Annotated in this window: 11 protein-coding genes and 1 pseudogene; 8 read left to right on the top strand and 4 right to left on the bottom strand. The window is 71.5% G+C overall.

Going from position 1 to position 14732, the window contains the following annotated elements; translation table 11 throughout:
- The 5 genes and pseudogenes from ACH4FH_RS29430 to ACH4FH_RS29410 all read left to right on the top strand — a co-directional run.
- On the top strand, nt 1–416 hold a 416-nt coding region (locus ACH4FH_RS29430), incomplete at its 5' end, for an IS5 family transposase (protein ID WP_398558968.1).
- A 255-nt stretch (nt 417–671) separates the two neighbouring features.
- Nucleotides 672–1283: pseudogene (locus ACH4FH_RS29425) on the top strand (MFS transporter); the annotation flags it as partial.
- A gap of 262 nt (nt 1284–1545) precedes the next feature.
- Nucleotides 1546–2646: an endonuclease/exonuclease/phosphatase family protein gene (locus tag ACH4FH_RS29420; protein WP_398558967.1), complete on the top strand. Its 1101-nt coding sequence runs from the start codon at nt 1546–1548 to the stop codon at nt 2644–2646.
- A gap of 113 nt (nt 2647–2759) precedes the next feature.
- Nucleotides 2760–4487: a right-handed parallel beta-helix repeat-containing protein gene (locus tag ACH4FH_RS29415; RefSeq protein WP_398558966.1), complete on the top strand. Its 1728-nt coding sequence runs from the start codon at nt 2760–2762 to the stop codon at nt 4485–4487.
- Nucleotides 4484–4891, top strand: coding sequence for a hypothetical protein (locus ACH4FH_RS29410; protein WP_398558965.1), 408 nt, complete (start codon nt 4484–4486; stop codon nt 4889–4891). The genes ACH4FH_RS29415 and ACH4FH_RS29410 overlap by 4 nt, the downstream gene beginning before the upstream one ends.
- A 47-nt stretch (nt 4892–4938) precedes the next feature.
- Here ACH4FH_RS29410 and ACH4FH_RS29405 read toward each other — a convergent pair whose 3' ends face one another.
- Nucleotides 4939–5436, bottom strand: coding sequence for a hypothetical protein (locus tag ACH4FH_RS29405; protein ID WP_398558964.1), 498 nt, complete (start codon nt 5434–5436; stop codon nt 4939–4941).
- Nucleotides 5437–5645: 209 nt separating this feature from the next.
- Here ACH4FH_RS29405 and ACH4FH_RS29400 point away from each other — a divergent pair, with 209 nt between their 5' ends.
- Complete coding sequence (locus tag ACH4FH_RS29400; RefSeq protein WP_398558963.1) at nt 5646–6005, top strand: hypothetical protein; 360 nt, start codon at nt 5646–5648, stop codon at nt 6003–6005.
- A 26-nt stretch (nt 6006–6031) separates the two neighbouring features.
- Here ACH4FH_RS29400 and ACH4FH_RS29395 read toward each other — a convergent pair whose 3' ends face one another.
- Entirely contained in the window at nt 6032–6955 is a 924-nt protein-coding gene (locus ACH4FH_RS29395) for a TIGR03564 family F420-dependent LLM class oxidoreductase (RefSeq protein WP_398558962.1), read from the bottom strand.
- Between the two features lie 267 nt (nt 6956–7222).
- Between ACH4FH_RS29395 and ACH4FH_RS29390 the strand changes: the two genes are divergently transcribed.
- Nucleotides 7223–10690 carry a DNA polymerase III subunit alpha gene (locus ACH4FH_RS29390; protein WP_398558961.1) on the top strand — a complete coding sequence of 1156 codons (3468 nt, stop codon included), beginning with the start codon at nt 7223–7225 and terminating at the stop codon, nt 10688–10690.
- 55 nt (nt 10691–10745) lie between these two features.
- On the opposite strand, the gene ACH4FH_RS29385 is transcribed toward ACH4FH_RS29390, so the two are convergent.
- Nucleotides 10746–11576, bottom strand: a complete 831-nt coding sequence (locus ACH4FH_RS29385) for an AraC family ligand binding domain-containing protein (RefSeq protein WP_398558960.1) — start codon at nt 11574–11576, stop codon at nt 10746–10748.
- Between the two features lie 65 nt (nt 11577–11641).
- Between ACH4FH_RS29385 and ACH4FH_RS29380 the strand changes: the two genes are divergently transcribed.
- Entirely contained in the window at nt 11642–12649 is a 1008-nt protein-coding gene (locus ACH4FH_RS29380) for a DMT family transporter (protein ID WP_398558959.1), read from the top strand.
- A gap of 34 nt (nt 12650–12683) precedes the next feature.
- Here the strand turns inward: ACH4FH_RS29380 and ACH4FH_RS29375 are convergent, their stop codons facing one another.
- The gene (locus tag ACH4FH_RS29375) at nt 12684–14714 is read right to left on the bottom strand and encodes a trypsin-like serine peptidase (RefSeq protein ID WP_398558958.1); all 2031 of its coding nucleotides are present in this window, start codon (nt 14712–14714) and stop codon (nt 12684–12686) included.
- Between the last annotated feature and the right edge of the window lie 18 nt (nt 14715–14732).

Below are 14732 nucleotides of genomic sequence, written 5' to 3'. Positions count from 1 at the left end.
GACGCGGGCAGCCTCTGGCCTTCACGATCACAGGCGGAAACGTCAACGACTGCACGCAGTTCGAACCGGTCATGGCCCGCATCCGCATCACCCGCTGCGGGCGGGGCCGGCCACGCACCCGGCCACGGCGAGTGCTCGGCGACAAGGGCTACTCGTCCCGCAAGATCCGCGCCTACCTGCGTAAACGCGGCATCGCCTGCACGATCCCCGAACGCATCGACCAGATCAGCGGACGCAGGCGACGCGGCGAGAGCCCGTGCCGCCTCGACCGCACCGTCTACCGCCGCCGCAACGTCGTCGAACGATGCTTCAACCGCCTCAAGCAGAACAAAGCCCTCGCCACCCGCTACGACAAACGAGCCCACCACTACAAAGCCCTGGTCACCCTCGCCTGCCTCCGACTGTGGCTCCCATGACTTTGCGGACACGCCCTAGCCCTGGGTTCATGAGCCGAGGGCTCCGCTGACCGCGATCACTGTCACCGGATTGCCGTAGTGCGGACAGTTTTTGACCTTGTGCGTGTGTCGCGGGCGTGACGCATGCAGGTCCTTTCGCGGGTCGGCCGCGCCCGGCCGATCGGACAGTCGATTTCCGAAGCCGACCCCGATACGGGCATTGCCGAGGCAGACCCGATGCCTTCATGATCCCTGACACAGTTGCGGAGCTTTGCTGTGCCCCTCGTCCTCCCTCTGCTCGGCCTGGCGGTATTCGCCCGGGGCACTCCCGAGTTCATGTTGGCCGGTCTGGTGCCGGACATCGCTCGCGATATGCGGGTGTCCCTGTCGGCGGCAAGTTCGCTCACGTCGGCATTCGCCGTCGGGATGGTCATCGGCGCGCCGCTGTTGGCTGCGGTGAGCATGCGCTGGTCGCAACGGCGCTCGTTCCTGGCCTTTTCTCCTCACCTTCCTGCTCGCCCGTGTGCTCGGTGCGGTCACCACCAGCTACGCGGTGCTGCTGACCACTCGCGTCGTCGCGGCGCCGGCGAACGCCGGGTTCCTGGCGGTCGCCCTGGTGACGGCGACCGGCATGGTCGCACCGCACGCCAAGGGCCGCGCCACGTCGATCCTTCTCTGACCGGCGGCGTGGCCCTGCTGGTGGGCTGGGCCGCGTTCGTGAGGGCGGCCGGGAGTCCGGTGGCGGTGATCGGTCTCGTCTTCGCCCAGGGCGCCCTCTCGTCCGCCGTGGGCTCCACGCTGATCTCGCAAGCGCTGTACGAGGCGACGGAGGCGCCGACGCTCGCCGAAGGCTTCGCCACGGCTGCGCTCAACGTGGGCGGAAGGGCGGCGGGGGCACAGCTTCGGACGCGCCGCGCAAAGGCGCGGGCACAGCGCCGTAGGGGACGTCACCTGCCACGGCCGCGCCACCGTATCTTCTTCAACCGCTTTGGCTCTTCCCGCTTCCGGCTCTTCCCGCTTCGCCGTGCGCGTCCGCTCCGTTGGACAGGTCACGTCCATGCTCGGAGAATTGGAAGTGTCGGCGAGCAGTGACCTCGGCGGCGCGCCTGCCCGGTCGGCCGCGTGTACCCGCGCCGCGACGGGAGGCGCCATGACTCTCCGCATCGCCACCTTCAACACCGAGAACCTCTTCCACCGGCCTCGTGTCTTCGCCCTTCCCGATCCGGAGGAGCGGCGCGAGACACTGGAGGACTTCGCCGCCCTGGTCTCCCTCCTCGACCACGCCACCTACACGGCCGATGACAAGGACAAGATCGTCGAACTCCTCCAGAAGTACGACGTCGCCGCCTCCCAGTCCAAGAGCCGCCCCATCCTGGTGAACGAGACCCGCGGCGGCGCCAAGCTCTTCCGGACCAAGCGCGGCGGCGGCATCGAAATCGTCGCCAAGGGGCGTGCCCACTGGGTCGGTTGGGCGGAGCTGGTCCGCGACGACCTCGATGAGGAGGCCGTCCACAACACCGGTCTGGTGATCGCCGAGGTCGACGCAGACGTGCTGCTCACGGTCGAGGTCGAGGACCGGCTCACCCTGCACCGTTTCCAGGAGCAGGTGCTGAGCGACCTGATGGGCGCGAAGAGGTATCCGTTCAACATGCTGATCGACGGCAATGACAGCCGTGGCATCGACATCGGCCTGTACAGCCGCCTGCCGATCACCTCGCTGCGGTCGCATATCTTCGACAGCGCGGCAGGCCGGCCGATCTTCAGCCGGGACTGCCCGGAGTTCGAGATCGAGCTCCCGGGCGGAAAGCCGCTGTGGATCCTCGGCAACCACTTCAAGAGCAAGATCGGCGACCCGGCCGCCACCACCAAGAAGCGAAAGGCCCAGGCCGAGCGGGTACGGGACATCTACAAGAAGGCCCTCGAACGGTCCGCGAACGTCGTGGTCGCCGGAGACCTCAACGACGGCCCGGACAGCGAGCCGCTGGGGGTGCTTCTTGAGACCGGCTTGCAGGACGTGATGAGCCACCGGACGTACACAGGAGCGCCCGGCACCCATGGGACGGGCACCTCGCTCGAGCAGAAGTTCGACTACGTGATGCTCGCGCCCGCGCTGTGGGACCTGGTGGAGGACGTGAAGGTGGAGCGGCGCGGAATTTTCGCGCCCGGCACCTTCAAGTCGTTCGCGACCGTCACTTCGAAGGCCGACCAGGCTTCCGACCACGCCGCGGTATACGCCGACCTCGACCTGTGAGCCAAGTGTGCTGCCCCCAGGGCCTGTTGTGCAGGTGAATTCCCTGCGGGCGGCCGCCTGGGCAGCCGCCGTCGTTCACCCGCTCGGGTAACATCGACGGCCAAGTAGGCGGCATGGTGGGGGGAAAGGCGGGCATGGTCGCGAGGTATCTCGTCTCGCCGCGCGGCGGTCGTCGCGCTTACCCCGACATCTCTTCCGCTCTCTCCGCCGCGGCCGGACGGGGCCGGCCCGCGCTGATCGAGATCGCGCCCGGCCGTTACGAGGAGGCGCTCACCGTCCAGGGCGAGGTCCGGTTGGCCGCGGTCGACGGTCCGGGCTCCGTGGTGGTGAGCCGGCCTCGCGGTGCCGTCCTCGACGCCTTCGGGGCGGTGGCTGTCCACGGCCTCGTGCTGATCGGCCGCGACGCCGATGTCGTCGGCTGCCACGCGGGAACGCTCACCCTCGAACACTGCGAGATCCGGGCGCACAACGGCGTCAGCGTGCACGCGAGGCCGAACACCTCCGTGACGCTGCGGGACAGCGCGATCCTGCACGGGCGGTCTCTCTTCTCCGGGTCCGCGGGGCTCATCGAGCGCTGCCGGTTCACCGACGCCGCCGACAACTCGGTCGCGGTGATCGAAGGCGCCCATGTCGCGGTCCGCGACAGCTGGATCGGGGGCAGCCGGATCCATGGCGTGCGCGTCAGCGATGCGCGTGCCGAGGTCACCGGGTGCGAAGTGACCGGCACCGGCAAGGCGGCCCTCATGGCGGACACGCGGGCGGAACTCACCGTGGCCGGCTGCGCGATCAACGCCGTGCACGCCGAGGCCATCATGTTCATCGAGCAGTCGAAGGGCTCCGTGGACGGCACGCGCGTCACCGATGCGCAGCACGGGATCGGAGTGGCGAGCGGCGCCGACCCGGTGGTGCGCGGCTGCGCGTTCATCGAGTGCCGCGACACCGGCATCAACGTCCAGACCTCTGGCCGTGGCAGGTTCGAGGACTGCGAGGTCCTCGGCGCGGGAAACGTCGCGGTGTTCTCGACCAAGGGCGGCGCTCCGGAGGTCAACGGCTGCCGCATCTCGGGAGGCAACGTCGGCATTGCCGTCACCGAGGCCGCCAGGGGCCGTTTCACCGGGGTCGAGATCGAGGGGCTGACGGGTTCCGCCCTGCGGGTCTTCGACGAGTCCAGGGCCGTGTTCGAGCAAGTCCGCGTGGAGAACTGCCCGTCGGGCCTGGAGACCCGGGGCAACGGAGGTACCACCGCCGACGTCACCGACGCCGGGTTCCGTGGCTTCGACATGGTCGCGGTGACCGTCCTCGGCCAGTCCCGCGTCACGCTCACCCGCGTTTCGGCGGAGCGCGGGCTGCTGGGCTTCGGCGCCGGCGAGGACGCCCAGCTGTTCGTCCACGACTGCGACGTCAAAACGGTGAGCGCCGGCGGGGCCATCGGATTCGGCAAGGCGAGAGTCGTCGCGAGGAATCTGACCGTGACCGGCTCGGAGGCATTCGGCCTCTGCGGAAAGGACTCCGCCTACCTGGACGTCGTGAACGGCGAGTTCGTCGACTGCGCCGCCGCGGGCGCGAGCTTCGACGACACGTGCGGGGGCCGTCTGGTGGACTGTTGCGTGAACGGCACGCAGGGTGTCGCGGTGCAGGACAATGGCCGCGTCGACGTGGTCTCGCTCCGCACGTCGCTGCCGGTCGTCAAGCAGGTCGCCAAGCCGGACGAGCGTCCGCCGACGATCGTCAACAACTTCTACGGCCCGGTCTTCAATGCCGCGGTCCACGGAGCGCAGCTGGCCTGGAACAACAACCACGCCATCCAGCAGCAGACCAACGAGGACGGTTCCCGCACATGACCGACGCACAGAACGTCAACAACTACGACGGGCCGGTGTTCAACGCCGAGGTCTCAGGCACCCAGTTCGCCTGGAACAACGACACGGTCACCCAGAACCAGCAGAACAACAGCACCGTTGCCCCGGGCTTTGAGGCACTCGCCGACCGGGTCACCGACCTGCTCCGGCAGCTGCCGCAGGCCGGCCTCGCCGATCAGGACCGCGAGGACGCCGAGTCCGCGGCCCGAGAGGTCCTCGCGACGATCACGCAGCCGGACGCCCCGGAGGAAGGCCGGCTCCGCCGCGCGCTCGCCATGCTCAAGGGAGCGCTGGCTCCGGTCGCGACCGGAGTGGCGGCCGGTACGGCGGTGGGGGCGCAGGAGTGGGCGCGGACGGCGATCGAGGGCTTGACCGGCATCATCTGATCGTCGTCAGCGGCACCGGGCCATCGTGCATCGGGCGGCCGGCAGCCTCAACGGCCGTACATCCCCCGGCACAGACGCATCAGGTCCGCGCGGACGTTCCCGGACGCCAGGTGGCACACCACTCTTGAGTCGACCGTCGCGCGCGGGCTCGGGGCCGCCGCCGTAGGGCGCTTCGGCTTCTGCCGGACGGGCGCCGGGGCGGAGGTCGGCCGCTCTCGGACGCGCTGCCGCGGCACATGGCGAGCGCGCGGTGCCTGCCAACGGCGCGGCTGCTGCGCTCGCTGCCGGGGGGCGTCCTCGCGTGCGGGCGCTTTCTCCTGACGCACATGGCTCTCGGCCGCGCGGGCGCCACCCACCGCCACCACCTGTTCGCGGGGCGGTTCCTGCGTCGGCGTCAGCTGCGCCGAGGGGCGGGCCGGCGCGACCGTGTGCACCTCCGGCGACCGGTCGGGGGCCCGGGGTGAGCCATGGTCGGGGAGGGAGACGCAACCGGTGGTGGCGAGCAGCACGATCGCGGCGGCGGCGAGAAGGAGGGGAGGGCGCACGCTGTCACCGTGCCGAACGGTCAAGGGCCGCACAACCGACGCGCCGGACGACCACGCGGATGAGGCAACGATCCGGGGCGCAGAGCGGTATCGGGCGGCATCCGCCGGTAGCGGAGTGAGCCGTGTGGCGGGTCCACCGCAGGTGACGCAGGTCGCGGGCGCTGGACTAGCGTCATGGGGGACGGGTGTGGTCCGAGGAGGGTGCCGGTATGGGGAGTGACGAGCGGGATCGGGGCGAGGTGCCGGAGGGTGCGTTCTGGGCGATCGAGGTACGCGACCAGATCCGGGTCCATGAGGTGGATCCGGCAGCCGTGCCGGGTGACGACGGCGGGGCGGCGGGGCGGACCCAGGACGGGCAGTACGCCCCGTTCCTCCGCGTGACGACCCTGCGGTGTCCGGAGTGCGACGCCGACCGCGGGTGGACTGCCATGGGGCACTGGACGGACCCGGCGCGGCTGATCTGCCCGGTCGGCCACGGCTGGACGCCGTGGCCGGACGACCCGGACAAGGGCCGTTCGCTGATGCAGGAACTCATCCTGGCCCAGGGCATCGAGTCCTTGCGCGACTGACGGCGGCGCGTGGGGCGCCGGCGACCTCAGCCCGCCAGTTCCCCGAGGAGTGCCCAGGTGCGCCGCCGGTCGGCGTCCCCGGCGACCTCCGTTCCCGAGAAGACCACTTCGGTCGCGCCGGCGTCCCGGTAGCGCCGCACCTCGGCGGCGACCGTCCTCTCGTCGCCGATCACGGCGACATCGGCGGCCCGTGTGCCGCCGGAGAGCGCGACGACCCGCGCGTAGGACGGGATCTGCTCGTAGAACGCCAGCTGCTCCGTGACCGTCTCGCGCACGGCGTCGACGTCGTCGGTGACCACGCCGTACACCAGCGCCACGATCCGGGGCGCAGGACGGCCCGCGGCCTCCGCGGCCGCGGTGACGGCCGGCACGATGTGCTCGGCCAGGGCGCGCGGCCCGGCGAGATAGGGCAGGATCCCGTCCGCCAGCTCACCGCTGGCGCGAAGTGCCTGCGGGCCCATCGCGGCGACGAGCAGCGGCACGCCGGCCTCGGCGCCCGGCACCCGGGCGGGGATCGGCGTCGTCGCGGTGAGCAGCTCGCCGTGGAAGTCGGCGGCGCCGGTCTCGGTCAACTGCCGTAGCGCGGTGAGGAATTCACGCAGGCGGGCGACCGGCCGCTCGAAGGGGATGCCGAAGCCTGCCTCGGTCAGGAGCTTGGTGCCGAGCGCGAGGCCGAGGTGGTAGCGGCCGTGGGTGGCCGCCTGCGCGGTCTGGGCCTGGCTCGAGACGAGCAACGGGTGCCGTCCGAACACGGGGATCGCGGACGTGCCCACCTGCAGTCCTGGTACCGCGCGCCCGACGATCGCCGCGAGCTGAGGCGAGTCGGCGCCGAAGGTCTGCCCGAACCAGGCGGACCGCAGGCCCGCGGCCGCGGCCTCCTCGGCGAGCCGCACGGTGGCGTCGATCTGGTTGTCGGGGCCGGTCGCGTTGAGTGCTACTCCCACAGTCATGTCAGCTTCAACCAGGGGCAGTTGGCCGGGCATTCCGTTTCTCGTGTGGCGGATTCCTTTCGGCTGTGTGTACGCGGAGGCCGCGGGAGTGCGGCACGCGACTGCCGGTCCTGGGCACCGTAGGTGACAGCTGCTCCGTCACGCCGTGTCAAGGCTCCGGTGACAGCTGTACGGCGCGGAGGCCCGGCCGCCCCTCATTCGAACATCTGCTCGAACTTGGTCTAGAGTGGATATCAAGCCATGGTGGCGAAATCCGTCTATGGAGGGATGCGAGGGAGGTGGCGCCCGGTGAGTGCCGTACACCTGCACGTCGCCTCCGGCTTCTCCGCGCGCTACGGCGCCTCGCACCCCGAGGATCTGGTCCGCCGCGCCGCCGAGCGCGGCATCACGGCGATGGCGCTCACCGACCGGGACACCGTCACCGGCCACGTCCGCTTCGCCCACGCCTGCGCCGTCCACGGCGTACGGCCGATCTTCGGCGTCGACGCCGCCGTCGCCCCTTACGCCCCCGCGCCCGCCTTGAATCGCCGGCGCACCCCGGTGCGCGGCGGAGCCCACGTCAGCGAGCCACCGCTCCGCGTCACCCTCCTCGCCCGGAACCGGGCAGGCTGGGCGCGACTGTGCCGCCTGGTGTCGGCCGCCCACACACAAGCCGCGGGCGGCTCGCCGGTGATCCCCTGGCCCGCGCTGGCCGAACACGCGGGGGAGGGGCTGACCGTCCTCCTCGGCCCGGTCTCCGAGCCGGTGCGTGCCCTCTCGGCCGCCCGGCCGGACGAGGCCGAGCGGCTGCTGGCGCCGTGGCGTGAGCTGGAGGCCGCGGGCGTTTCGCTGCGGCTGGAGGTGCTCTCCTTCGGGCTCGCGGGCAGCGGTCCCGGCTCCGTACGGCTCGCCGGCCGCACCCTCGCCCTGGGTGACCGGCTCGGAATCCCGTCCGTGCTGACCAACGCGGTGCGCTACGCCGATCCCGACCGGCACCGCCTCGCCGACGTGCTGGACGCGGCCCGCCTGCTACGGCCCATCGACCGCCGCCGCCTCGATACGGGGGAGCGGTGGCTGAAAGGCCCCGCCGCCCTGCTGGAAGTCGCGGGCCGGATCACCGCGGCGGCGGGTGCCGGCTCCGGGCGTGCCGCTCAGCTGCTCGCCGAGACGGAGCGGACCGCCGACCGGTGCAGGATCGACCCCGTGGCCGACCTGGGGCTGGGCACGCCCCGCTTCCCCGAGCCGGAGACGGTCGGCGCCGGATCCGCGCCGGGGGACGCCGACCGGCTGCTGCGGCAGCGCTGCGAAGCCGGCATGGCCCGCCGCGGCCTGGACCGCGACGCGGAGGCCGTGCGGCGTCTGGAGGAGGAGCTGGCGGTGATCGGCCGGCTCGGCTTCGCCACCTACTTCCTCACCGTCGCCCAAGTCGTCGCCGATGTCCGGGAGATGGGGATTCGGGTCGCTGCCCGCGGCTCCGGCGCCGGGAGCATGGTCAACCACGCCCTGTACATCGCCACGGCGAATCCGCTCGACCACCGGCTGCTCTTCGAGCGGTTCCTCTCCGAACGCCGCTCCTCGCTGCCCGACATCGACATCGATGTGGAGTCGGCCCGCCGGCTGGACGTCTACGACCGCATCATCGAGCGGTTCGGCACCGAACGGGTGGCGGTCACCGCCATGCCGGAGACCTACCGCGCCCGGCACGCGCTCCGGGACACGGGGATGGCGCTCGGCATCGCCCCCCATCTCGTCGACAAGATCGCCAAAGCGTTCCCGCACATCCGGGCCTGCGACGTGACCGCGGCCCTCGCCGAGCTGCCGGAGCTGCGGCCGCTCGCCGCCGAGGCCGAGGCGTACGGCCCGCTGTGGGAGCTCGCCGAGGGCCTCGACGGCCTGCCGCGCGGCATCGCCATGCACCCGTGCGGGGTGATCCTCACCGATGCCGGCCTGCTGGACCGGCTCCCCGTGCAGCCCACCCCAGGCGGCGACTACCCCATGGTCCAGGCCGACAAGGAGGACGTCGAAGACCTCGGCCTGATCAAGCTCGATGTGCTGGGCGTCCGGATGCAGTCGGCCATGGCGCACGCCGTCGCGGAGGTCCGCCGCACCACCGGCCAGGACATCGACCTCGACGACGGCCGCCAGGTGCCCCTCGACGACTTCTTCTCCTTCAAGCTCATCCAGGCCAGCGACACCATCGGACTCTTCCAGCTCGAATCACCGGGCCAGCAGGACCTCCTCGGCAGGCTGCAGCCCCGCGACCCGCAGGACGTCATCGCCGACATCAGCCTCTTCCGGCCCGGCCCGGTCGCCGGCGGTATGCCGGAGCAGTACATCGCCGCCCGCCACGGCGCGGCCCCCGCCTATCCGCACCCCGACCTCGAACCGATCCTGCACGACACCTACGGCGTCACCATCTGGCACGAACAGATCATCCTCATGCTCGCCCGGTTGACCGGTTGCGACCTGGCACTCGCCGAGGTCGCGCGCCGAGCCCTGGGCGACGCCGCACGCCTGCCCGCGCTGCGCGACTGGTTCCACCGGAAGGCAGCCGCACGCGGCTACGCCCCCGAGGCCCGCGAGCGCGTCTGGGACATCATCGAAGCCTTCGGCGCCTATGGGTTCTGCCGGGCCCACGCGGTGGCCTTCGCGGTGCCGGCGCTGCAGTCGGCGTGGCTCAAGGCCCACCACCCGGCCGCCCTCTACGCCGGCCTGCTGGAGCACGATCCGGGGATGTGGCCCAAGCGTGTCATCGTCGCCGATGCCCGCCGCCACGACGTCCCCGTCCTGACCGTCGACATCAACCACTCCCGGCAGACCCACACCGTCGAGAAGGGCGCCGACGGCACCTGGGGCGTCCGCCTCGCCCTGTCGGCGGTCAAGGGCATCAGCGACGATCAGGTGGAGCGCATCGCCGCCGGCCGTCCCTACACCAGCCTGCAGGACTTCTGGGAGCGCGCCCGCCCCGCCCGCCCCACCGCGGAACACCTCGTGGAGATCGGCGCCCTCGACTCCGTACGCGGCGACCTCACCCGCCGCGACCTCCTCCTGCAGATCGCGGAGCTGCACCGGCACGCCCGCGGCCGGCAGGGCGACGGTCAACTGCCCCTGGACGGCAGCACCGTGACCGCGGAGCCGAGCGGGCTGCCGGAGATGACCGGCCGCGAAGAACTCGGCAGCGAACTGCAGGTCCTCGGTATCGACGTCTCCCGTCACCTCATGGAGCACCACCACCGCCTGCTGCGCGAGATCGGCGCCACCGACGCCCGGCACCTCGCGGGCATGGCCGCAGGGCAGAGCGTCCTGGTCGCCGGCGTACGGGCCTCCACCCAGACCCCGCCCATCCGCTCGGGCCGACGGATCATCTTCGTCACCCTGGAGGACGGCTCCGGCATGGTCGACCTCGCCTTTTTCGAGGACTCCCACGAGGCGTGCGCCCACACCGTCTTCCACTCCGGGCTCCTGCTCGTACGCGGCGTCGTCCAACGCCGCGGACCCCGCAGGACGGTGGTCGGCACGATGGTCTGGGACCTGGAAGAACTCGCCGCCATCCGCCGCGATCAGGGGCCCGAGGCGACCCTGCGCCACCTGGGCGAGACCAGCCCGCGGCCCACCCCCGCCCAGCAGCCGCAGCGCACCCTCGTCAACGGCACGGCCGGCGCCGCTCTGCACGCCTGGGCCGACCTCCAGCCCGCCGGCAGCCGCTCCGCGGACATCACCGCACTCGGCCACAAGAGTGGCGGGAGCGCCGGCTGACCCGGCGCCGCTCACGGCCGGGCGTGCCGGGGCGGGATCGAGCGCACCCACGGTGTCAGGCGCGGCTGAAGACGCCGGGTGTGATGCCGTAGACGCGGTGGAACCAGCGGGTGAAGTGGGCCTGATCGGCGAAGCCGGTGGCGGCCGCGGCGGCGGCGGGTGCGGTACCGGCCATCAGCAGCGAACGGGCGCGGCGCAGACGCAGTTGCCGCTGGTAGTCGCTGGGCGCCAGACCGAACTCGGCCCGGAAGGCCCGGTAGAGAGTGAACCGGCTGCACCCGGCTGCCTCCGCCAGGCGCTCGGCGGACACCTGCTCCGGATACGCCTCGTCCAGCAGCGCCCGCGCCCGCCGGGCGGCCTGCTGCCGCATGCCGTCGGACGGCGTGCGGCCCGCACGGACGGCGGAGGCGGCGCCACGGTGCGCCATCGCCCGGACGGCCGCCGTGAGGCGCTCATCGCGGACCAGCGGATCGGCGCCACCGGCCAGGGCGGCGTGCAGCCGGGTTAGCGCGTCCGCGAGGGCCGGGTCGGTCAGCACCGGGTGGGCGAACAGCGGGAGGGCTCCGGCGCGCCCGTCGCCCGCGTCGGTGAGCACCTCACGCACCACGGAAGGGCCCAGGTGCACGATGCGGTACCGGTAGCCCAGCTCCGCCGCGGCCCGGCCGTCGTGGACCTCGTCCGGGTTGAAAGCCATCACCATGCCGGCGCCGCTGGTGTGGGCCGCGCCGCGGCAGCGGAAGCGCTGGGCACCGGCGTCGGTGATGCCGAAGGAGTACGTGTCGTGCGCGTGCGGCGGGTACACGTGGTCCCGGAAGTGCGCGTGCATCGCCTCCACGGGGCGGTCCTCGTCCCGCCAGTACCGCACCCAGCTGCCAGCCGTTGCCATCTACACATTATGACGTGCGCACGCACGTTCAAGACGGGACGGCTCCTGTTCGGCAGAGTCGACGCATGCCAACGAAAAGGGGCCTGAGCAGCCCGTATCTGTTCTTGATGGTCACCATGCTGCTGTGGGGCAGTGCCTTCTCCAGCTCGAAGTCGGTGGTGGAACACGTCCCGCACACCGTGGCCGCGCTGATGAGGTTCGCAGGCGCAGCCGTCGCGCTGCTGGTGGCCGTGGCGCTGTTCGGCGGTCGGCGACCGGACGCACCGTGGCGGGCAGGCGGACGAGCGGCGATGGCCGGAATCCTGGGAGTGTTCGCCTACAACGGGGCCTTCTTCTGGGGCCTCTCGCTCGCCCCTTCCTTGGACGCGGGCATCCTCATACCCGTCATGAGCCCGGTGCTCACCAGCCTGTTCCTGCTGATCACGGGCCGGGAACGGGCATCGGGCGGACGGCTGGCCGGCCTGGGCCTCGGACTCACCGGAGCCGTGCTCTTCTTCCTGGGGGCGGGGGGCAGCACACACGGCAGCGGCACCCGGCTCGCCGGCGACGCGCTTTTTCTGCTCAGCGCCGTGTGCTGGGCCGCCTACACTCTCGCCGGTCCCAAGGTGCTCGCCGGCATCGATCCCTTGCGCGCGACCACGTACGCGACGTGCGCCGGGGCCGTGCTCCTGGGCCTCGTCGCCACGCCCGACCTTCCGGACGTCCGCTGGGGCGAACTCCCGCCCGGTGTCTGGCTGAACGCGGCATACCTGGCGCTGTGCGCCGCCGCCGTCGCCAACCTCCTGTACTACCGGGGCGTGCAAGCCGTGGGGCCCGCTTCCGCTTCGTTGATGATGTTCACGGTCCCGGTCGTCAACACCGTATGCGCCACGCTCTTCCTCGGGGAGACCTTTGGGTCCTTGCAGGCGGTGGGCGCGCTCGTCCTGCTGTGCGGCGCCGCCCTTGCCGCGACCCAGGGACGCCTGCCGCGGCGGGCGGACCCGTCCGTTCCGACGCCTCCGCGGCAAGTCCCTGACGACGTGCAGGGCTCCGGCGAGACCGACAACGACAGGAAGGACGCCGCTCGGCCGTGACCGGCCGAGGGCACGAGGCGCGGACAGGTTCCCGTCAGGCCGCGGTGATCGCCCGTCCGATCTCCGACGCGACTTCCGGGTGGGCGAGGTACTCGTCGATGTTGTGGGACCGGTCGCGCGGATTGGTGACGGCCCGCTCGGTCAGCTTCCCCCAGGAGTCGTCGAGCGGGCAGCCGATCGCCACGGTGTCGGTCGGGCACCAGGCGTTGACCCACTCGCGAATGCCTTGCGGGCGCTTGGCGCCGGGGATGAGCAATCGCTCGTAGACGCCGTTCATGCCCAACGGGCTGCCGGCGGTGACCAGCAGGTCGACCTCCAGCTCCTTCGGGAGCTTCGGGATGAGGTCCATGCCGACCACGGTGCCGAGGCTGTGGGTGACCAGGACGAGCTTGCCGGAGGTGGGCATCGTCTCAAGGACGCAGTCCAGGACTGCCTGCCGGACGGCACGGTCGTCGAGGTAGGCGGCGACGTCCCGGAGGATCGTGGCGATCACCCACTCGTCCAGGTCCGTCTTGGCGGCGAGCCAGCTCAACTGCCCTTGCAGGGCGCCCACCAGCGTGTTCCCGAACCCTTCGGTGGCGGGCGGGCCGTCCTGGGGCATGCCCGCCCGGCCCGCGGCCTCGGCGATCAGCTCCTCGTACGTATCCCTCGCGGCACCTGCGGGCGCGAAGGCCTCAGCCGTGGAACCGGTGGTCAGTTCCTCGAATTGGCGTGGGGCGGATTCCTGCCGCGCGAGAGCACCCATCAACGTGGTGCCGTAGAACGGCAGCCAGACGTCCGCCGGGTCGATCGGAGCGACGCCCGCGAGGGTGAGCCCCTTGTTCAGCCCGCCGGTCCACTCCCGCCGCATCTCCTCGGGATACTTTTCCTCCTGGCTCCTGCCGTGCAGGAAGACCAGATGCCGACGGCCGCCGAACGCGGTGCTCCGAGCCCGGAGACCGACACGCACCCCGGCGCTCTCGGTGGTGGCGCGCACGGCGGGCGGGGGAGTCGGCGCCCTGTCCGGCTGGGCGGTGATGTCGGCGCCCTGCTGGAGCCCGGAGTCGGGGCCCATCTCGGCCAGGAGCGCACGGCGGGCGGGATCCAGTTGCGCCCCGGCGAGATGACGCAGGATGGAGCTGATGCGCACGCCCTCGTTGGAAACGTAGTCGACGGCGTCGTCGCCGTCACCCGGCTGCCACAGCTGGCCGTCCTTGCGCAGAATGCGTCCCTCGCCGTCCGTCCTGGGCACGCCGGAGTGGTGCAGCGCGACCACTTCCCACTGGTCGTTGAAGACCGGGGAGCCGGAGTTGCCTGGCTCGGTGTCGGTCTCGTAGTGCAGGAAGTCGTCCAGCCGGACGAGCAGGGCGTTGTCGCGTACGGCGATCTCCTTGAAGCGGCCACTGGGGTGGCCGATGACGTTCACGGGTTCGCCGACGACCAGCTTGCCCTGTTGGACGCTGATCCTGTTCCAGCCGAACGTCTCGCCCGGGGCGGGGGTACCGGCGGCGTGCGCGAGCTGCACCAGCGCGAAGTCGAGCCGCTCGTCCGCGAGGAAGAAGGCCCCCGGGTCGAGTTCCAGACGCGTCGCCGCGTCCGGGGTGTTGTCGATGGTGACCTGGGCGTTGAACTCCACGAAGCAGCTCTGTGCGGTGGCCTCGTCGGGCAGCACATGATGATTGGTCATCAGCAGCCGGGGCGACACCAGGAAGCCGGTGCCCTGCGGCAGCTCCCGGCCGTTCTCGCGGATCGAGATCCGGGCGACGGTGCCTGCGGCCCGCACGCCGCGCGGCAGGAAGTTCCATGCCTGGAGCTCCTTGGAGGTACCGATGATGCGCTCGTTCGTCACGGGCACATCCAGCGGATCCGCGTGGATCTTCGCCACGGCAGCCGCGGCCGGTACGCCGCCCCGGTCGAGCAGCCGGGTCGCGCGGGCCGCGAGGGCCTCCGGCGAATCGGGGAACTTCACCCCTTCGTCCAGCTCACGTCGGGTCGCCTGCCGCTGGGCACTCGTTTCGCCGTAGCGACGAGCGGCGGCTCTGGCCTGCTTGTCCAGTTCCTTGAGCGTCTTGGGCGTAGCTGGCATGGGAACCTACCGCCTGGC

The sequence above is a fragment of the Streptomyces sp. NPDC017993 genome (genome assembly GCF_044328065.1).
Taxonomy (GTDB): domain Bacteria; phylum Actinomycetota; class Actinomycetes; order Streptomycetales; family Streptomycetaceae; genus Streptomyces.
Note: the sequence above shows the minus strand (reverse complement) of the source record. Positions and strands in the feature narration are given on the sequence as shown.